This window comes from Streptomyces peucetius, assembly GCF_025854275.1.
Taxonomy (GTDB): domain Bacteria; phylum Actinomycetota; class Actinomycetes; order Streptomycetales; family Streptomycetaceae; genus Streptomyces; species Streptomyces peucetius_A.
In genome coordinates, this window is record NZ_CP107567.1 from 2,586,245 (window position 1) to 2,605,530 (window position 19,286).

The following is a 19,286-nucleotide window of genomic DNA, read 5'->3' on the forward strand; positions in this document are numbered from 1 at the left end:
TCAGTCCCTCCGCGCGGGCGGGCCCGCAAGCACTTGTTCGGTGTCCTTCGGCTTCGGAGGCACGTAGGGCTTGATCTCCGGGGTCTCGATCGAGCCGTCCGGAAGGATCTTGGGCAGCCTCTTCTGCGGCTCGGGGAGCAGGGCCCGCTTCAGGTCCTGGTTGCCCTCCTCGTCGAGCCCGTACATCGCTTCGTAGATGTTGCGCACGGCGGGACCGGAGGCACCGGAGCCGGTACCACCCTGGGAGATCGTCATGACGATCGTGTAGTCGTCGGTGTAGGTGGCGAACCACGAGGTGGTCTGCTTGCCGTAGACCTGCGCGGTGCCGGTCTTGGCCCGCATCGGGATCTTGTCCTGCGGCCAGCCGCCGAACCGCCAGGAGGCGGTGCCGCCGGGCCCGACGACGGAGCGCAGGCCCTTGTCGAGGTCCTTGATGGTCTCTGCCTTTATGGGCAGCTTGCCGTGGGACTTGGGCTCGATCTCCTCGATCCGCTTGCCGTCGGGGCTGATGACGGCCTTGCCGACGATCGGGTCGTAGAGGGTGCCGCCGTTGCTGATGGCCGCGTACGCGGTCGCCATCTGGATGGGGGTGACGAGGACGTCTCCCTGGCCGATGGCGAAGTTGATGCTGTCGTAGGCGTGGAGCTTGTTGCCTTCGAGGCAGCTCTCGTAGGCGATCTGCTCGACGTACGAGCCGCCCTTCTTGCCCTGCTTGCACCAGGCGTCCTTGTTGGCCTCCCAGAACTCCTGCTTCCACTCCCGGTCGGGGATCCGGCCGGTGACCTCGTTCGGCAGGTCGATGCCGGTCCTCGAACCGAGTCCGAAGTCGTGGGCGGTCCGGTAGAACCAGTCCTTGGTGTCCTTCTTGGGCGTGATGCCGCCGTCCCGCTTCCACTCCTCGTGGCCCAGGCGGTAGAAGACGGTGTTGCAGGAGTACTTGAGCGCCTCGCCGAGGGTGATGGGGCCGTGTCCCTGGGACTCGAAGTTGGCGAAGCTGCGGCTGCCGATGCTGTAGGAGCTGCTGCAGTTGTAGCGGTCGTCGAAGGGGTGGCCGCCCCGGACCGCCGCGCTCGCCGACACCACCTTGAAGATGGAGCCGGGGGCGGCCTGCCCCTGGATCGCCCGGTTGAGCAACGGGAAGTTGGAGTCCTTGCCGGTCAGCTTGGCGTAGTCCTTGCCGGAGATGCCGCCGACCCAGGCGTTGGGGTCGTAGTCCGGCTGGGAAGCCATGGCGACGACCCTGCCGGTCTTGGACTCCATGACGACGACGGCGCCGGCGTCGGCCTCGTACGGGCGGCCGGTGACCTTGTCGGTCTCTTTGCGTGCGGTCTTCATCGCCTGGTGGAGCTCGTACTCGGCGACGGCCTGGACGCGGGCGTCGATGCTGGTCACGAGGTGGGAGCCGGGCACGCCCGGGTCCGCCTCGCTCTGGCCCATGACCCGGCCGAGCTTGTCCACCTCGTACGAGGTGACCCCCGCCTTGCCGCGCAGTGCCTTGTCGTAGCTGCGCTCCAGGCCCGAACGGCCGACCTGGTCGGAGCGCAGATAGGGCGAGGCACTGTCCTTGGCCTTCTGGATCTCCTCGTCGGTGACGGGGGACAGATAGCCGAGTACCTGCGCGGTCCGTGCCTTGCCGGGCGCCGGGTAGCGGCGGACGGCGGTGGGCTCCGCGGTGATGCCGGGGAAGTCCTCCGCCTGTTCGCGGATCTTCAGCGCCTGCTGGGTGGTGGCCTCGTCGGTGACCGGGATCGGCTGGTACGGGGAGCCGTTCCAGCAGGGCTGGGGTGTCTGCGAGTCGCAGAGCCGCACCTTGTCCATGACGTCCTTCGGCTTCATGCCGAGGACGCCTGCGAGCCGGGTGAGGACGGCCTTGCCGTCGTCCTTCATCTTCATCAGCTCGGTGCGGGAGGCGGAAACCACGAGGCGGGTCTCGTTGTCGGCGAGCGGCACACCGCGGGCGTCGAGGATCGAGCCGCGGACGGCGGGCTGGACGACCCGCTGCACATGGTTGCTCTTCGCCTCGTCGGTGTACTCCTCACCGTTGCGGATCTGGAGGTACCAGAGACGGCCACCGAGGGTGAAGAGGAGAGAGAAGACGAGTACCTGGATGATGACGAGCCGGATCTGGACCCGGGGGGTCCGCCCGGTCTCCGGAATGTTGCTCACGCCGCTGCCCCCTCGGTCACAGTCGCTTCACTCCCTTGATGCGGCCGGCCCGTGCGGCGCGGGTCTTCGCCGCCTTGAGCCGCAGGCCGCCGCGCTGACTGCCGATGCGCAGTCCGGTGCCCGAGACGAGCCAGCCGGCGGCCACGTCCGTGCCACCGGAACCGGGACTCTCGGCGAGCGGATCGTTGTCGCTGCGTCTGGCGAGCCACATGATCAGCGGGACCGTGAACGGCGCGAGGATCAGGTCGTAGACCACGGCCGTGAACAACAGGCCGGTCAGGCCCACGTGACGGGCGGCGGTGTCGCCCACGAGGGCGCCGACCAGCGCGTACAGCAGGGTGGAGCCGATGGCCGCCGCGACGACCACGGCCATCGGTCCCGTGGCCGACCGCAGCGGCTTGCCGTTCTCCGGGCGGACCAGGCCGGCGAGATAGCCGATGACGCACAGCACGAGGGCGTAGCGGCCGGCGGCGTGGTCGGCGGGCGGGGCGAGGTCGGCGAGCAGCCCGGCGCCGAACCCGATGAACGCGCCGGCCACATGCCCGTACACCATCGCCAGTCCGAGCACCGTGAGGAGCATCAGGTCGGGCACGGCACCGGGGAGTTGGAGCCGGGAGAGGACGGAGACCTGGAGGACGAGGGCGACCACGACCAGTGCCGTGGAGAGCAGCATCCGGTTGAAACGCATGACGGATCAGCTCCTACTCGTCGTCGTTCTGGCCTGTGGCGTCGCCGCCGTCGCCCGCGCCGGGATCAAGGCCGCCGTCCTGCGGCTGCCCGTCCTGCGCCTGGCCGTTGTCCTGCGCCTGACCGTCGCCCTCGGGCGGGGTCGCCCCCGGGGTGACCGTCACCGTGACCGTGGGCGTGGGCCGCGGTGCGGCCGGCTTCGGCGGGAGGACGGTGTCGCGCGGATCGGCACGCGGGGCCTGGACGACGACACCGACGATGTCGAGCTTGCTGAAGCCGACGTAAGGGCGCACGTAGACGTTACGGGTGAGGTCACCACGGGCGGGGTCCACCCGGACGACCTCGCCGACCGGGACACCCGGCACGAACGGCTTGTTGCCCTGCGACCCGAAGGTGACGAGCCGGTCGCCGTTCTTGACCTTCGACTTGCCGTTGAGGAGCTGGACCAGCAGCGGCCGGTCGCCCTGGCCGGTCGCGAAGCCCAGTTCGTCGGTCTTCTCCATGCGCGTGCCGACGGTGAAGTCCGGGTCGTTGGCGAGCAGCACGGTCGAGGTGTTCGGGCCGACAGTGGTCACCCGGCCGACGAGCCCGTCGTTGTTGATGACGGTCATGTCCCGCTGGACGCCGTCGTCGGAACCGATGTCGATGGTCACCGTCCACGAGAAGCCCTGGGCGGCTCCTATGGCGATGACCTCCGCACCCTTGATGCCGTACTGCCCGGCGGCGGCCGTTCTGATCAGGCCGTCCAGCTGGCGCAGTCTGCTCTCCCTGCGCTCGTCGCTGCCGAGCCGCTGCTTCAGCTGCGCGTTCTCGAGCTCGAGCTGCTTGATGCGGTCGTGACGGTCACCGGAGCCCCGGACCGCCCCGATCGCGTTGCCGATCGGATCGACGGCCGCCGCGACACCGTTCTCGACGGGGCCGAAGACCGACGCCGCGGCCTGTCGGGCACCGTCGACCGGTGACTCCTCACCGCCGCGGATGTCCACCGTGATCAAGGCGAACGCGATGGCGATCAACAGCACCAGGAGCAGCCGGCTCTCCTTTGTGTCCCTCACGTGCGGCGGCCGTGCCTTCCTCGTAGGAATGGTCGTGTCGTGTGGAGCAACGATCCTTCCGCCTCTAACGGGGCGGGGAGGACCCCATGTGGGGGCTGCCGACCCCCGTACGGCGCATGGTCCGACCGTCTGCCGACCGGTCCGGCCTGCTAACGACGCGGCTGGGCGTCCAGCACCTGCTGGAGCGCCTCGAATTCCTCGACGCACTTGCCGGATCCCAGCGCCACCGAGTCCAGCGGGTCCTCCGCGATGTGGATCGGCATGCCCGTCTCGCGGCGCAGCCGCTCGTCCAGGCCGCGCAGCAGCGCGCCGCCGCCGGTGAGGACGATGCCCCGGTCCATGACATCGCCGGACAGCTCGGGGGGGCACTTGTCGAGCGTGGTCTTCACGGCGTCGACGATCGCGTTCACCGGTTCCTCGATGGCCTTGCGGACCTCGGCGGCCGAGATGACCACGGTCTTGGGCAGACCGGACACGAGGTCGCGGCCGCGGATCTCGGTGTGCTCCTCCTTGTCCATCTCGTACGCGGAGCCGATGGTGATCTTGATGCTCTCGGCGGTCCGCTCACCGAGGAGGAGCGAGTACTCCTTCTTGATGTGCTGGATGATCGCGTTGTCCAGTTCGTCGCCGGCGACACGGATGGACTGTGCCGTGACGATTCCTCCGAGGGAGATCACGGCGACCTCGGTGGTGCCGCCGCCGATGTCGACGACCATGTTGCCGGTGGCCTCGTGGACGGGGAGTCCGGAGCCGATGGCGGCGGCCATGGGCTCTTCGATGATGTGCACCTGCCGCGCACCCGCCTGCGTCGACGCCTCGATGACGGCGCGGCGCTCGACCCCGGTGATGCCGGAGGGCACGCAGACCACGACACGGGGCCGGGCGAGGTACCGGCGCTTGTGGATCTTCAGGATGAAGTAGCGGAGCATCCGCTCGGTGATCTCGAAGTCGGCGATCACGCCGTCCTTCAGCGGCCGGACGGCAACGATGTTGCCCGGAGTCCGGCCGATCATCTTCTTCGCCTCGGCGCCGACCGCGAGAATGCCGCCCGTGTTGGTGTTGATGGCGACGACGGACGGCTCGTTGAGAACGATCCCCCGGCCTCTGACGTACACCAGCGTGTTGGCGGTCCCGAGGTCGACAGCCATGTCACGGCCGATGAACGACATGTTGTTCCCCATGAGGATGCGTCTGGCCTTCCCAAATCGAGCGTTGATGGCTTTTCAGGATGGCGAGGTGGGTGCGTGTGGCGTGGAGGCTTACATCGTAGTGCCGCCTGCAGCGACACCGCGCGGTGGTCCACCTCTTGTTTATGGTGACGATGCGTTGAGGCGATGCGTTCCCGCAATGCCCGTGCGTATGCCGAAGGGCGACCGAAATTCCATCGGTCGCCCCAGGGCAAGGCCCTGTACGGGCTATCTGTGAGGATCCGTCCGCCGGCGTAGTCTCCCCTGCCGCATGCCCGAGGGCTGCGGGGAGAGACACCGTGACCGGGAGCCGTCCGGACGAAGGCGGCGAAAGCCCGAGGCCGGAAAGGAACGCCCGGAAGGCCTTGGGGGCCGTATGACTGATGCCCAGTCAGGAAAGGCCGGGGAAGAAAATCTTCAGTTCCCGAATGGCGGACTCCTCGGAGTCCGAGGCGTGGATCAGATTCTCCCGGACGATTGTGCCGAAGTCGCCCCGAATGGACCCGGGGGCGGCCGCGATCGGGTCCGTCGGACCCGCCAGTTGGCGTACACCCTCGATGACACGCTCACCGTCGACGACCATCACGACGACCGGACCGGACAGCATGAACTCCACCAGCGGCTCGTAGAACGGCCGGCCGACGTGCTCGGCGTAGTGCTGCTCCAGGGTGGCGCGGTCGAGCTGCCGCAGCTCCAGCGCGGCGATCTTCCAGTCGGCCTTGCGTTCGATGCGGCCGATGACCTCGCCCACGAGTCCGCGACGGACAGTGTCCGGCTTGAGCAGGACGAGGGTGCGCTGAGTCATGGTGTGCGGCTCCTTGCAGGCCAGGAAGTAAGCGGTTGGGGCGAGGTTACCGGGTGTGACGCCCGGGCGGTCACCCGCCCCGGGGCCCGGCGACCGCCCGCCCCGCCTATGGCGTCCCGGAGCCCGCCTCGGCCTGCGCCGCCCACTTCGCCTTCGCCTCGTCGACCTTGCGGCCGAAGTGGACCGACGCCCACCACAGACCGGCGAAGAGCACTCCCAGGAAGAACATCGCCGGCACCACGAAACCGCTGGCGATCAGCGCGATCTGCAGCGCCCAGCCGAGCTGCACACCACCGGGCCGGGTGATCATGCCGCACAGCAGCAGCGACAGCAGCATCAGGACGCCGCAGACCGTCCAGACCGCCGCCATGGACACGTCGTCCGACTTCATCGCGACCAGACCGGCGAAGCCGATCACGAAGAACTCGCCGATCAGGGTCGATGCACAGAGCGTACGCACGTCGATGTCAGCCCTTCCCCAGCAGCAGCCGGGCCTCGCCGACCGTGATCACCGAACCGGTCACCAGCACACCCGCGCCGGCGAACTCGGACTCCTCCTCGGCGAGCGTGATCGCCGCCTCCAGCGCGTCGTCCAGCCTCGGCTCGACAACCACGCGCTCGTCGCCGAAGACCTCCACGGCGACGGCGGCGAGCTCGTCCGCGTCCATCGCGCGGTGGCTGGAGTTCTGCGTCACCACGATCTCCGCGAAGATCGGCTCGAACGCCTCGAGGAAGCCGCGGACGTCCTTGTCACCGCTGGCTCCCACCACGCCGATGAGGCGCGAGAAGCCGAACGACTCCGTGACGGCGGCCGCCGCCGCCCGCGCGCCGGCCGGATTGTGCGCGGCGTCCAGCACGACGGTGGGACTGCGGCGCACGACCTCCAGACGGCCGGGCGAGGACACGGCGGCGAACGCCGTACGAATCGTGTCCACGTCCAGGGTGCGGGACTCCGCCGCGCCCACGCCGAAGAACGCCTCCACCGCGGCGAGCGCCACCGCGGCATTGTGCGCCTGGTGCGCGCCGTAGAGCGGGAGGAAGATCTGGTCGTACTCGCCGCCCAGGCCGCGCAGCGTCAGCAACTGCCCGCCGACCGCGACCTCGCGCGAGGCCACACCGAACTCCATGCCCTCGCGGGCGACGGTCGCGTCGAGCTCGACGGCCTTCTTCAGCATCACCTGCGCGGCGTCGACCGGCTGCTGCGCCAGCACGACCGTCGCGCCCTGCTTGATGATCCCGGCCTTCTCCACCGCGATCTCGGCGGGTGTGGAGCCCAGCCGGTCGGTGTGGTCGAGGTCGATGGGGGTGACCACGGCGACCGAGCCGTCGATCACGTTCGTCGCGTCCCAGCTGCCGCCCATGCCGACCTCGACGACCGCCACGTCCACCGGCGCGTCGGCGAAGGCGGCGTACGCCATGCCGGTGAGCACCTCGAAGAAGGAGAGCCGGTAGTCCTGGCTCGCGTCGACCATCTCGACGTACGGCTTGATGTCGCGGTAGGTCTCGATGAACCGCTCCGCCCCGATGGGCGCGCCGTCCAGGCTGATCCGCTCGGTGACCGACTGCACGTGCGGCGAGGTGTACCGGCCGGTGCGCAGGTCGAACGCGGAGAGCAGGGCCTCGATCATCCGGGCCGTGGACGTCTTGCCGTTCGTCCCCGTGATGTGGATCGACGGGTACGCGCGCTGGGGCTCGCCCAGCACGTCCATCAGCGCCTCGATCCGGGCGACGGAGGGCTCCAGCTTCGTCTCGCCCCAGCGCGTCGCCAGATCGGCCTCGACCTCGCGCAGCGCCTTGTCCACCTCCGGGTCCGCGGGCCGGGCCGGCACATGATCGGCCTGCGGCGTCCCGGCCTGCGTACGCAGCGTGCGGCTGCCGGCCTCGATCACCGCCAGGTCGGGATCGCGGTCGGTCTCCGCGTCGACGATCTTGTCGAAGGTGTCGGACTCGTCGGACGCGTCGTAGGGGTCGGACTCGTCGAAGGGATCGGGGTGCTCGCTCACGGGTCCAGTCTACGGACGGCCACCGACGGAGACGGCCGAGGCCCCGGGGGCTCCCCCGGGGCCTCGTCCGCTGCTGCTCGTCGGCTCCCGGTCCGATCGGCTCCCGAACGGACCGGCTCGCGGGCGGATCAGCTCGCGGGCAGATTGCCGAGCTGGCTGTTGATCCGCGCGATGTCCTCCTCGGCCTTGGCGAGCCGGGTCCGGATCTTGTCGACCACCTGGTCCGGTGCCTTGGCGAGGAACGCCTCGTTGCCGAGCTTGGCGGTCGCCTGCGCGACCTCCTTCTGCGCCGCGCCCAGGTCCTTCGTCAGACGCTTGCGCTCCGCCTCGACGTCGATCGTGCCGGACAGGTCGAGCGCGACGGTCGCGCCGGCGACCGGCAGGGAGGCGGTGGCGTGGAAGCCCTCGCCCTCCGGCTGGAGGCGCAGCAGCTGACGGATCGCGGGCTCGTGCGGGGCGAGCGCCGTGCCGTCCAGGGTGAGCCGGGCCGGGACCTTCTGGCCGGGCTGGAGCCCCTGGTCGCTGCGGAAGCGGCGGACCTCGGTGACGACCCGCTGGACCAGCTCGATCTCGCGCTCCGCGGCCTCGTCGCGGAACCCGCTGTCGGTCGGCCAGTCGGCGATGACCAGCGACTCCCCGCCGGTCAGCGTCGTCCACAGCGTGTCGGTGACGAACGGGACGACCGGGTGCAGCAGTCGCAGCATCACGTCCAGGACCTCGCCGAGGACCCGGCCGGACACCTTCGCCTGCTCGCCGCCCGCGAAGAACGTCGTCTTGGACAGCTCGACGTACCAGTCGAAGACCTCGTCCCAGGCGAAGTGGAACAGCGCCTCGGACAGCTTGGCGAACTGGAAGTCCTCGTAGTTCGCGTCCACCTCCGCGACCGTCTTGTTCAGCCGCGACAGGATCCAGCGGTCGGTGGAGGACATCTCCTCGGGCGAGGGCAGCGGGCCCTCGACGGTGGCGCCGTTCATCAGCGCGAAGCGGGTGGCGTTCCAGATCTTGTTCGCGAAGTTCCGCGAGCCCTGGACCCAGTCCTCGCCGATCGGGACGTCGACACCCGGGTTGGCGCCGCGCGCCAGGGTGAAGCGCAGGGCGTCTGAGCCGTACTTGTCCATCCAGTCCAGCGGGTTGACCGCGTTGCCGAAGGACTTGGACATCTTCTTGCCGAACTGGTCGCGGACCATGCCGTGCAGGGCGATGGTGTGGAACGGCGGCGTGCCGTCCATCGCGTACAGCCCGAACATCATCATCCGGGCGACCCAGAAGAAGAGGATGTCGTAGCCGGTGACCAGGACGGAGTTCGGATAGAACTTCGCGAGGCTCTCGGTCTGCTCGGGCCAGCCGAGCGTGGAGAACGGCCACAGGCCGGAGGAGAACCAGGTGTCGAGGACATCGGTCTCCTGGTGCCAGCCCTCGCCCGTGGGCGGCTGCTCGTCGGGGCCGACGCAGACGATCTCGCCGTTCGGTCCGTACCAGACCGGGATGCGGTGACCCCACCACAGCTGCCGCGAGATGCACCAGTCGTGGAGGTTGTCGACCCAGTCGAAGTACCGCTTCTCCATCTCCTGCGGGTGGATCTTGACCCGGCCGTCGCGGACGGCGTCCCCCGCTGCCTTCGCCAGCGGGCCGACCTTGACCCACCACTGCAGGGACAGACGCGGCTCGATGGTGGTCTTGCAGCGCGAGCAGTGGCCGACGGAGTGGACGTACGGGCGCTTCTCGGCGACGATCCGGCCCTCGGCGCGCAGGGCGCCGACGATGGCGCTGCGCGCCTCCAGCCGGTCCAGGCCCTCGAACGGGCCGTGAGCCGTGATGACGGCCCGCTCGTCCATGACGGCGATCGACGGCAGGTCGTGCCGCTGCCCGATCTCGAAGTCGTTCGGGTCGTGGGCGGGCGTCACCTTGACGGCTCCGGTGCCGAACTCCGGGTCGACATGCGTGTCCGCGACGACGGGGATCGTACGGTCGGTCAGCGGCAGCTTGATCCGCTTGCCGACCAGGTGCCGGTAGCGCTCGTCGTCGGGGTGGACGGCGACGGCGGTGTCACCGAGCATCGTCTCGGCACGGGTCGTGGCGACGACGATGGTCTCGTCGCCCTCGCCGTACCGCATGGAGACGAGCTCACCGTCGTCGTCCTGGTACTCCACCTCGATGTCCGAGATGGCGGTCAGACAGCGGGGGCACCAGTTGATGATGCGCTCGGCGCGGTAGATCAGCTCGTCGTCGTAGAGCTTCTTGAAGATGGTCTGGACGGCCTGCGACAGACCCTCGTCCATGGTGAAGCGCTCACGCGACCAGGCGACGCCGTCGCCGAGGCGGCGCATCTGGCCGGAGATCTGTCCGCCCGACTCGCCCTTCCACCGCCAGACCCGCTCGATGAACGCCTCACGGCCCAGATCGTGGCGGGACTTGCCCTCCTTGCCGAGCTCGCGCTCGACGACGTTCTGGGTGGCGATACCGGCGTGGTCCATGCCCGGCTGCCACAGCGTCTCGTGACCCTGCATCCGCTTGCGGCGGGTGAGGGCGTCGATCAGCGTGTGCTCGAAGGCGTGGCCCAGGTGGAGGCTGCCCGTGACGTTCGGCGGCGGAATGACGACCGTGAACGGAGGCTTGTCGCTCTTCGCGTCCGCCTCGAAGTAACCCCGTTCTACCCAGCGCTCGTACAGCGGCCCCTCTACCTCGGCCGGCGCGTACTGGGTCGGCAGTTCGGAAGGGGGCGCTGTCTGCTGCTGAGTGTTCTCGGTCACCGGGCCAGTTTAGAGGTGTCACAGCGCCGTACTGAAACCCGATTCTTCGGTAACGGTGTGGCCCCCGCCGCCCCCGGGGACGCGGGCTTGGGCCAGGATGTCCGCAACACATAAACATCACGAGGGGAACACCCGTAATGAGCTACAACCAGCCGGGCCCGTACGGCGGGCAGCAGCCGCAGCAGCCCGGACCGTACGGCCAGCCGGGGCCCTACGGCCAGCAGCCGCAGGGCCAGCCGGGCCCTTACGGCCAGCAGCCGCAGGCCCCGCAGCCCGGTTACGGGTACCCGCAGCAGGCGCCGCAGGGCGTCCCGCAGCAGCAGCCGTACGGCTACCCCCAGCAGCCCGGCCAGCCCGGCCCCTACGGTCAGCAGCCGCAGTACGGCGCGCAGCAGCCGGGCGGCTACCCGCCCCCGCCGCCGGCCCAGGGTGGCGGCGGCAAGAAGACCGGCCTCATCATCGGCGCCGCGGTCGTGGCGGTCGCCGTGCTCGCCGGCGGCGGTTACTTCCTCCTGGGCGGCGGTGGCGGCCTGGAGGACGACGGCCCGCACAAGCTGACGACGCCAGCGACGGTCCTCAAGGACTACAACCGCATGGGTGAGGATCAGAAGCCCGCGAAGGCGGACGACGACCTGGCCAAGCAGCTCGCGGTCGCGGGGGTGACCGACGCGATGTCGGTCGGCACCGGCTACGCGGTCCTCGACCCCGGCAAGCTGGATTCGAGCGATCCGGACTCCTTCGCCAAGATGCAGCAGGCGAAGGCACTTTCCTACAACGGCCTCTACGGCAAGATCTCCGACCCGGAGAGGGCCCTGGACACGTTCTTCGCGGCGTTGAAGGCCGAGGCCGACAAGGACGGTTCCCCGTCCGCCTTCGTCGGTTCCCCCGAATCCGTCGAGCCCGACGGCCTCGACGGGGCGCTGATGAAGTGCCAGATGGTCGAAGGCACCAACGCCGAAACGAAGGAGAAGGTCTCTCAGGCGATGTGCGTCTGGGCGGACTACAGCACCATCGCGGTGGTCCTGGCCAAGGACAAGGGCGTCGGCAAGGGGATCGACGAGACGGCGTCGATCGCGGCGAAAGTCCGCAACGAGGTCCGCGTCAAGGCCTGACGGCCGACCACAGCGAAGGGGTGCCCGGTCAGTGACCGGGCACCCCTTCCGCGTTCACGCGGCGAGCGCTACGCCGACTTCTCGTGGCGGCCGTTGCCCTCGTCCTTGACGATCCTCGGGACCAGCGTCGGGTTGACGTTGTTGTGGACGACGTCCTCGGTGATGACCACGCGGGCCACGTCCTTGCGGGACGGGACCTCGTACATCACCGACATCAGGACCTCTTCCATGATCGCGCGCAGGCCGCGCGCACCGGTGCCGCGGAGGATCGCCTGGTCGGCGATGGCTTCCAGGGCCGGGAGGTCGAAGTCCAGCTCGACGCCGTCGAGTTCGAACAGGCGCTGGTACTGCTTGACCAGCGCGTTGCGCGGCTCGACGAGGATCTTGAGAAGGGCCTCGCGGTCCAGGTTGTGGACCGAGGTGATGACGGGGAGGCGGCCGATGAACTCGGGGATCATGCCGAACTTGACCAGGTCCTCCGGCATGACCTCCTGGAACTGGTCGCTCGCCTCGATCTCACGCTTGGAGCGAATCGTCGCGCCGAAGCCGATGCCCTTCGCCCCCGCGCGCGACTCGATGATCTTCTCGAGGCCGGCGAAGGCGCCGCCCACGATGAAGAGCACGTTCGTCGTGTCGATCTGGATGAACTCCTGGTGCGGGTGCTTGCGACCGCCCTGCGGGGGGACCGAAGCGGTGGTTCCCTCAAGGATCTTGAGGAGAGCCTGCTGCACGCCTTCGCCGGAGACGTCCCGGGTGATCGACGGATTTTCGCTCTTACGGGCGACCTTGTCGATCTCGTCGATGTAGATGATCCCGGTCTCGGCCTTCTTGACGTCGTAGTCGGCCGCCTGGATCAGCTTGAGCAGGATGTTCTCGACGTCCTCGCCGACGTAGCCGGCCTCCGTGAGCGCCGTCGCGTCGGCGATGGCGAACGGGACGTTCAGCATGCGGGCGAGAGTCTGCGCGAGGAGTGTCTTGCCGGAGCCCGTGGGGCCCAGCAGAAGGATGTTGGACTTGGCGAGCTCGATCGCGTCGTCCCGGCCCTGCGCTCCGCCGTTCTCGCCGGCCTGGACGCGCTTGTAGTGGTTGTACACCGCGACCGAGAGGGCCTTCTTCGCGGGCTCCTGCCCGACGACGTACCCCTCGAGGAACTCGTAGATCTCGCGCGGCTTGGGGAGCTCCTCCCACCGCACCTCGGAGGTCTCGGCGAGCTCCTCCTCGATGATCTCGTTGCAGAGGTCGATGCACTCGTCGCAGATGTACACCCCGGGGCCTGCGATGAGCTTCTTCACCTGCTTCTGGCTCTTTCCGCAGAACGAGCACTTGAGCAGGTCGCCGCCATCACCGATGCGTGCCACGAGGTGCTTCCCCAATCGCCTGGGAGCGGCTTGGTTCAGCCGGCTCCTGGTGCCTCATATTCGACGGTACCTTGCCGAGCCCTCCGTTCGGGCCCCCCTTGGCGCGGTTCACACATTGTCGTGTACCGCGCCAAGGGCCGTCGTACCGGTCAGGCGGCCGCTCCGGCCGTGCTCTTACGGGTGGAGACGATCTGGTCCACCAGGCCGTACTCGAGCGCGCCGTCGGCGGTGAGGATCTTGTCCCGCTCGATGTCGTCCCGGATCTTCTCCAGCGGCGTGGTGGAGTGCTTGGCCAGCATCTCCTCCAGTTGCTCACGCATGCGCAGGATCTCGTTGGCCGCGATCTCCAGGTCGGAGAGCTGCTCGCGGCCGGTCTGCGACGACGGCTGGTGGATCAGGACGCGCGCGTGCGGCAGGGCCATCCGCTTGCCGGGGGTGCCGGCGGCGAGCAGCACGGCCGCGGCGGAGGCCGCCTGCCCCATGCAGACCGTCTGGATGTCCGGCTTCACGAACTGCATGGTGTCGTAGATCGCGGTCAGCGCGGTGAAGGAGCCACCGGGGCTGTTGATGTAGATCGAGATGTCACGGTCCGGGTCCATCGACTCCAGGCACAGCAGCTGCGCCATCACGTCGTTGGCGGAGGCGTCGTCGATCTGCACGCCGAGGAAGATCACGCGCTCCTCGAAGAGCTTCGCGTACGGGTCGTACTCACGCACGCCCTGGGAGGTGCGCTCGACGAAACGCGGGACGACGTAGCGGCTGTCCGGCTGGGGGCCGGTGTAGAGACCGCTCGCGGAGAAGTTGCTCATGTGGGTGTTCACCATCCTGGTGGCGTTCTGCGGGCTCGGGCGGGGGCTCGGTGCGGTGCGGCTCAGGCGCCGGTGCCGCCACCGCCCGGGACGCCCGAGGCGGCGGAGATGATCTCGTCGATGAGGCCGTATTCCTTGGCCTCGTCGGCGGTGAACCAGCGGTCGCGGTCGCCGTCGCGGATGATCGTCTCGACGGTCTGGCCGGAGTGCTGGGCGGTGATCTCCGCCATGCGCTTCTTCGTACGGAGCAGGTACTCGGCCTGGATCTTGATGTCCGAGGCGGTGCCGCCGAGGCCGGCCGAACCCTGGTGCATGAGGATGTCGGTGTTCGGCAGCGCGAACCGCTTGCCGGGGGCACCGCCGGTCAGCAGGAACTGGCCCATGGAGGCGGCCATGCCCATGCCGATCGTCACCACGTCGTTCGGGATGTACTGCATGGTGTCGTAGACCGCCATGCCGGCCGTCACCGAACCACCGGGGCTGTTGATGTAGAGGTAGATGTCCTTGTCCGGGTCCGCGGCAAGGAGCAGCATCTGCGCGGTGATCTTGTTGGCGATGTCGTCGTCGACCTGCTGGCCCAGGAAGATGATGCGTTCGCCGAGCAGCCGGCTGTAGACCTGGTCGCCGAGGCCACCACCGATGGAGGGCTCGCCGGCGGCTGTAGGCATCAGATTCGTCACGTATCCACCTGCTCGTCTCTGACGGCTTCGGCCGTCTCAGCGTCTTCGTACCGGGGGCGGGGACTCCCCTGCCCTCGTATTCATGGACCCTAACGCGCAGGTCGGACAGAGCCATCCCGCTTCCCGAACTGTTCGCTCGGAGCGCAAGGTCCACGCCGCCTCCCGGCCCGCCCCGCGCCGGGGCGTCCCACGCCGACGGGCCGCGCCGGCGGGCCCGGGACGGGCCTGGCAGAGGGCGGGAGTACGCGTACGGGCTCCGGGCGCACGGTGGCGTCCGGAGCCCGTAGCAGGGTCAGCGCGAGGCTCAGGCCTCGGTCTTCTCCTCGCCGTCACCCTCGACGGCGGCCTCGACCGTCTCGGCGGCGGTCTCGGTCTCGTCCTCTTCGTCCTCGAGGTCGACGGCCTCACCGTTGGTGTCGACGACCTTGGCGGCCTCGACGACCACGGCCAGCGCCTTGCCGCGGGCGACCTCGCCGACGAGCATCGGCACCTGGCCGCCCTCGACGACGGCCTGGGCGAACTGGTCCGGGCTCATGCCGGAGGACTGCGCACGCCGCATGAGGTGCTCGGTGAGCTCCTCCTGGTTGACGTTCAGCTTCTCCTTGTTGACCAGCTCGTCCAGGACGAACTGGGTCTTGATGCCCTTGACCGCCTGCTCCTTGGTCTCGGCATCGAACTCTTCCTCGGTCTTGCCCTGGATCTCCAGGTACTTGGCGAGGTCGAGGCCCATCTGGCCCAGCTGGTGGTTGACCAGGTTGTGCTTGCGCGTGTTGACCTCGTCCTCGAGCAGCTTCTCGGGGACGGGGACGTCGACCAGCTCGAGCAGCTTCTCCAGGACGCGCTCCTGGGCCTGCGTGGCCTGGTCGTACTGCTTCATGTTCGCGAGGCGCTTGCGGCTGTCGGCCTTCAGCTCCTCGAGGGTGTCGAACTCGCTCGCCATCTGGGCGAAGTCGTCGTCCAGCTCGGGGAGCTCCTTGGCCGCCACGGCGGTGACCTTGACGGTGACCTCGGCGTCCTTGCCCTCGGCGGAGCCGCCCTTCAGCTGCGAGGTGAAGGTGGCCTCGCCGCCGGCCTCCAGGCCGGTGACGGCCTCGTCGATGCCGTCGAGGAGCTCGCCGGAACCGATCGTGTACGAGACACCCTCGGCGACACCGTCGGGCAGGACCTCGCCGTCGACCTTGGCCTCGAGGTCGATCGTGACGACGTCACCGTCGGCGGCGGCGCGCTCGACCGGGTTGGTGGAGGAGAAGCGCTCACGCAGCTGCTCCACCGACTTGTCGACGTCCTCGTCGGTGACCTCGACGGCGTCGACCGTGACCTCGATGCCGGAGTAGTCCGGGATCGTGATCTCGGGGCGGACGTCCACCTCGGCGGTGAAGGCCAGCGTCTCGCCGTCCTTCAGCTCGGTGATGTCCACCTCGGGCTGGCCGAGCGGGTTCAGCTCGGCCTCGTTGACCGCCTCGGTGTAGAGCTTGGGAAGCGCGTCGTTGACCGCCTCCTCCAGCACCGCACCCCGGCCGAACCGCTGGTCGATCACTCGGGCAGGGATCTTGCCCTTACGGAAGCCCTTGACCGTGACCTGCTGGTTGATCTTCTTGTACGCCGCGTCGAGGCTGTCCTTGAGCTCCTCGAAGGGCACCTCGACAGTGAGCCGAACCCGGGTCGGGTTCAGGGTCTCCACGGCGCTCTTCACGGTTCGGTCTCCTTGGTGGCTGACATCTTGGGTACTGCTGGCGCCGGACTCGGCGATTCAGCGGATCGGGCCCGGCACATCAGACACACGGGCACGCAGCTTGCATAGTAACGGCAAGCGGGAGGCGCCTCACAACGCGATCTTGCTGGTGGTCGGGGTGGCCGGATTCGAACCGACGACCTTCCGCTCCCAAAGCGGACGCGCTACCAAGCTGCGCCACACCCCGTCGGTGCGAACCGTAGGGTACATGCCCGGCGGGCGGGCACCGCGCCTTTTACGGCGTGACGAACGGGGTGTGCGTCGAGCGCCCCGGACCCGCTACGATGCTTCTCGTGCCGCGGCCCACGTGACCTGCGGTGCGAGCTTGCGGGCGTAGCTCAATGGTAGAGCCCTAGTCTTCCAAACTAGCTACGCGGGTTCGATTCCCGTCGCCCGCTCCACACGGCTCAGGGCCAGGTGGGAGGTTCATCCTCCGACCTGGCCCTGATGCGTTGCGCGCGAGCCGTCTCCTGATCGTCGCGATCGTCGCGACGCCGCGGAGCGTCTGCGGGTCGTCCGCGGGGCGATCGGCGCCGGGCGGGTCGCCGGCGTCGCGACCGCCCTCAGAAGCTGATCTGGTTGATCGTCTCGGCTATCGAGTTCATGAATCTCTCGATCGACGGAGCCATGCCCGTCGAGGCGAGGAAGAAGCCGAAGAGGGCCGCCACGATGGCGGGTCCCGCCTTGATGGAGCCGCCGCGGATCAGCACCACGAGGACGATCGCCAACAGAAGCACCACTGACAGTGAAATGGCCACAACTGATCACACCCTCGGTCGGTCCGCCTTGCCGGCCCGGGAGCGCGCGGCCCAGCACACTCCCGCCCCGCACCATCGTGCCATCAACCCCCTTGCCCCTGCTGCCCCGTGGCGAATCGTCGTGGACAAGATCACGCCACCCCGGATGCGGGAGCACGAGGACGGCGGCACACCGGCGGAGCCGACCGGGTGAAACACGAGAAGGAATTCCCTGTGATCGTTTCACTGTCCCCACACTTCACGCACGAGAAATTCGAAGTTGTTCCGTGAGGTAATTCACGCCGCCGCAGAGCGAGGACGATTTGCCCTGTTCAAGGGGGATCTATCGGGTCATACTTCCTCCTCGGCGAGGGCGTTGGATTCGAATGGGCCAGCTGTACAGCGCTTTTTGCGCATCGAATAGGTGCGGCTAGGGTGCCTTGAATGTTCCACGCTGCGCATGGATACGAGAGGGCTTCCGGACCTGAGGTCAAGGAGCCCGGGACCACCCCCGAGAACCGGGTGGCGACCGCTGTCGCCCCGGCCACGAGTGACCTGAAGTCCGCCGCTCGGGCGGCTGGGAAGGCCACCGGCCGGGACGCCTACTTCGACAACGCGAAGTATCTGGCCATCGTGCTGGTGGCGGTGGCGCACGCCTGGGAGCCGGTCATGGAGGGCAGCAGGGCAACGCGTGCCCTGTACATGGTGATCTACACCTTCCACATGCCGGCCTTCATCATCATCTCCGGATACTTCTCCCGGAGTTACCGGGGCAAGCCCCATCAGCTGAGAAGACTGCTCACCGGCATCGCTCTGCCGTACGTCGTCTTCGAGGTGGCCTACTCGCTGTTCGCCCGGTACGCCGATGATCCGTCGAAGCCGATCAGCCTGCTCGACCCGTTCTATCTGACCTGGTTCCTGGCCGCGTTGTTCGTCTGGCGGCTGACCACGCCGCTGTGGCAGACCGTGCGGTGGCCGATGTCCATCGCGCTCGCCATCTGTGTGCTGGCGTCGCTCACCCCGGACATCGGGGCGGACTTCAACCTCGCGCGGGTACTGCAGTTCCTGCCGTTCTTCGTGCTGGGCCTGTGTCTGAAGCCGGAGCACTTCCAGATGCTGCGGCGGCGCGAAGTACGGCTGCTCGCCGTGCCCGTCATCGCCGGGGCGCTGCTCTTCGCGTACTGGGCGGCGCCCCGCGTCAACCTGAGCTGGTTCTACCGCTCCCGCAGCGTGCAGGAGCGCGGCTGGCCGTGGTGGTCGGGGCTGGTCGTGGTCCTCGTGCTCCTCGCGTGCGCGCTGGTGCTGAGCGCCGCGTTCCTCGCGCTGGTGCCGGCCCGCCGGGCCTGGTTCACGATGCTGGGCGCCGGGACCATCTGCGGCTACCTGCTGCACGGCTTCGCCGTCAGGGCCGGTGACTACTCGGGCCTGTTCGAGAGTCAGGAGTGGCTCGGCGGTCCGGCGGGCCTGGTGGTGCTGACACTGGCCACGGCCGGCATGGTGACCCTGATGTGTACGCCACCGGTGCGCCGTGCCCTGCGGTTCGTCACGGAGCCCGATATGAAGTGGGCGTTCCGCCAGGACCCCGCCGAACGGGGCCCGCGCCGCTGAGCACCCGCCCGGACCCGCTCCGGCCGACGGTCGGGTCGGCGAGTCCGCTCCGGCCGGCGGCCGGGTCGGCAGGTCCGCTCCGGCCGGTGGTCTTACGGGCGCAGGAGCCCGCTCTAGTCGGCGGTCAGGCCCAGCAGTTCGCGGGTCCTGGCGTACTTGGCGGCCAGCCTGCCGCGCGTCGCCCCGTCGAGCAGGGCGAGGCGCGCGGGGTCGGCGTTGTGGGCCAGGTCGGCCTGCTTGACCAGCAGCGCGCCGGGCGTGTCCAGGATGCGCCGCGTGTACGCCTCGAGGTCCTCGTCCTCCCCTTTGGTGAGGGCGAGGACCATGTCCTTCACGGACTGCGGCAGTGCGGCGCCTTCGAGCCACGCACGGCTGAGCACACCGTCCTCGACCGTGTCGTGCAGCCAGCCCGCGGCGATCTGCTCGTCGCTCCCGCCCCGGGCGCGCACGCCCTCGGCGACGGCCGCGATGTGCTCCGCGTACGGGCGGCCCGCCTTGTCCCGCTGCGCCGCGTGCGCCTCGCGGGCGATCGCCTCGACCTCGGCCAGGGTCAGCATCTGCTCCGGCATGGGACGACTCTACGCGTCCTGCGCGCTC

The 19,286-nt window shown here is 68.8% G+C and carries 16 protein-coding genes and 2 tRNA genes; 3 read left to right on the top strand and 15 right to left on the bottom strand.

From position 1 onward, the window contains the following. The 8 genes from mrdA to OGH68_RS11905 all read right to left on the bottom strand — a co-directional run bounded on the left by mrdA (position 1) and on the right by OGH68_RS11905 (position 10,653). Positions 1-2,166, bottom strand: coding sequence for a penicillin-binding protein 2 (gene mrdA, locus OGH68_RS11870; protein ID WP_264243350.1), 2,166 nt, complete (start codon positions 2,164-2,166; stop codon positions 1-3). 16 nt (positions 2,167-2,182) lie between these two features. Next, complete coding sequence (gene mreD, locus OGH68_RS11875) at positions 2,183-2,854, bottom strand: rod shape-determining protein MreD (RefSeq protein ID WP_264243351.1); 672 nt, start codon at positions 2,852-2,854, stop codon at positions 2,183-2,185. A 13-nt stretch (positions 2,855-2,867) separates the two neighbouring features. Then, positions 2,868-3,908, bottom strand: a complete 1,041-nt coding sequence (gene mreC / locus OGH68_RS11880) for a rod shape-determining protein MreC (RefSeq protein WP_264243352.1) — start codon at positions 3,906-3,908, stop codon at positions 2,868-2,870. A 149-nt stretch (positions 3,909-4,057) separates the two neighbouring features. After that, entirely contained in the window at positions 4,058-5,077 is a 1,020-nt protein-coding gene (locus tag OGH68_RS11885; protein ID WP_264250030.1) for a rod shape-determining protein, read from the bottom strand. A gap of 409 nt (positions 5,078-5,486) precedes the next feature. Beyond that, on the bottom strand, positions 5,487-5,900 hold the full coding sequence (gene ndk, locus OGH68_RS11890; RefSeq protein ID WP_264243353.1) for a nucleoside-diphosphate kinase: 414 nt from the start codon (positions 5,898-5,900) through the stop codon (positions 5,487-5,489). 106 nt (positions 5,901-6,006) lie between these two features. Beyond that, entirely contained in the window at positions 6,007-6,360 is a 354-nt protein-coding gene (locus tag OGH68_RS11895; RefSeq protein WP_264243354.1) for a DUF4233 domain-containing protein, read from the bottom strand. Positions 6,361-6,367: 7 nt separating this feature from the next. Continuing rightward, positions 6,368-7,903, bottom strand: coding sequence for a bifunctional tetrahydrofolate synthase/dihydrofolate synthase (folC, locus tag OGH68_RS11900; RefSeq protein WP_264243355.1), 1,536 nt, complete (start codon positions 7,901-7,903; stop codon positions 6,368-6,370). A 128-nt stretch (positions 7,904-8,031) separates the two neighbouring features. Next, positions 8,032-10,653 carry a valine--tRNA ligase gene (locus tag OGH68_RS11905; protein ID WP_264243356.1) on the bottom strand — a complete coding sequence of 874 codons (2,622 nt, stop codon included), beginning with the start codon at positions 10,651-10,653 and terminating at the stop codon, positions 8,032-8,034. Between the two features lie 137 nt (positions 10,654-10,790). Between OGH68_RS11905 and OGH68_RS11910 the strand changes: the two genes are divergently transcribed. Continuing rightward, positions 10,791-11,765, top strand: a complete 975-nt coding sequence (locus OGH68_RS11910; RefSeq protein ID WP_264243357.1) for a hypothetical protein — start codon at positions 10,791-10,793, stop codon at positions 11,763-11,765. 68 nt (positions 11,766-11,833) lie between these two features. On the opposite strand, the gene clpX is transcribed toward OGH68_RS11910, so the two are convergent. From clpX to OGH68_RS11935, 5 genes are all read right to left on the bottom strand, one after another. Further along, complete coding sequence (clpX, locus tag OGH68_RS11915; protein ID WP_264243358.1) at positions 11,834-13,123, bottom strand: ATP-dependent Clp protease ATP-binding subunit ClpX; 1,290 nt, start codon at positions 13,121-13,123, stop codon at positions 11,834-11,836. A gap of 149 nt (positions 13,124-13,272) precedes the next feature. Further along, entirely contained in the window at positions 13,273-13,947 is a 675-nt protein-coding gene (locus OGH68_RS11920; RefSeq protein WP_264243359.1) for an ATP-dependent Clp protease proteolytic subunit, read from the bottom strand. Positions 13,948-13,994: 47 nt separating this feature from the next. After that, positions 13,995-14,600 carry an ATP-dependent Clp protease proteolytic subunit gene (locus tag OGH68_RS11925; protein ID WP_264250032.1) on the bottom strand — a complete coding sequence of 202 codons (606 nt, stop codon included), beginning with the start codon at positions 14,598-14,600 and terminating at the stop codon, positions 13,995-13,997. 316 nt (positions 14,601-14,916) lie between these two features. Further along, the gene (gene tig / locus OGH68_RS11930; RefSeq protein WP_264243360.1) at positions 14,917-16,305 is read right to left on the bottom strand and encodes a trigger factor; all 1,389 of its coding nucleotides are present in this window, start codon (positions 16,303-16,305) and stop codon (positions 14,917-14,919) included. Between the two features lie 149 nt (positions 16,306-16,454). Then, a tRNA-Pro gene (locus tag OGH68_RS11935) sits at positions 16,455-16,531 on the bottom strand. 140 nt (positions 16,532-16,671) lie between these two features. Between OGH68_RS11935 and OGH68_RS11940 the strand changes: the two genes are divergently transcribed. Then, a tRNA-Gly gene (locus OGH68_RS11940) sits at positions 16,672-16,745 on the top strand. A 162-nt stretch (positions 16,746-16,907) separates the two neighbouring features. On the opposite strand, the gene OGH68_RS11945 is transcribed toward OGH68_RS11940, so the two are convergent. Further along, positions 16,908-17,102 (bottom strand): hypothetical protein, encoded by a 195-nt coding sequence (locus OGH68_RS11945; protein ID WP_264243361.1) that lies wholly within the window; start codon positions 17,100-17,102, stop codon positions 16,908-16,910. Between the two features lie 423 nt (positions 17,103-17,525). On the opposite strand from OGH68_RS11945, the gene OGH68_RS11950 reads away from it, so the two are divergent. Continuing rightward, positions 17,526-18,689, top strand: coding sequence for an acyltransferase family protein (locus tag OGH68_RS11950; protein WP_264243362.1), 1,164 nt, complete (start codon positions 17,526-17,528; stop codon positions 18,687-18,689). Positions 18,690-18,802: 113 nt separating this feature from the next. On the opposite strand, the gene OGH68_RS11955 is transcribed toward OGH68_RS11950, so the two are convergent. After that, positions 18,803-19,258, bottom strand: coding sequence for an HD domain-containing protein (locus tag OGH68_RS11955; protein WP_264243363.1), 456 nt, complete (start codon positions 19,256-19,258; stop codon positions 18,803-18,805). Positions 19,259-19,286: the final 28 nt, after the last annotated feature.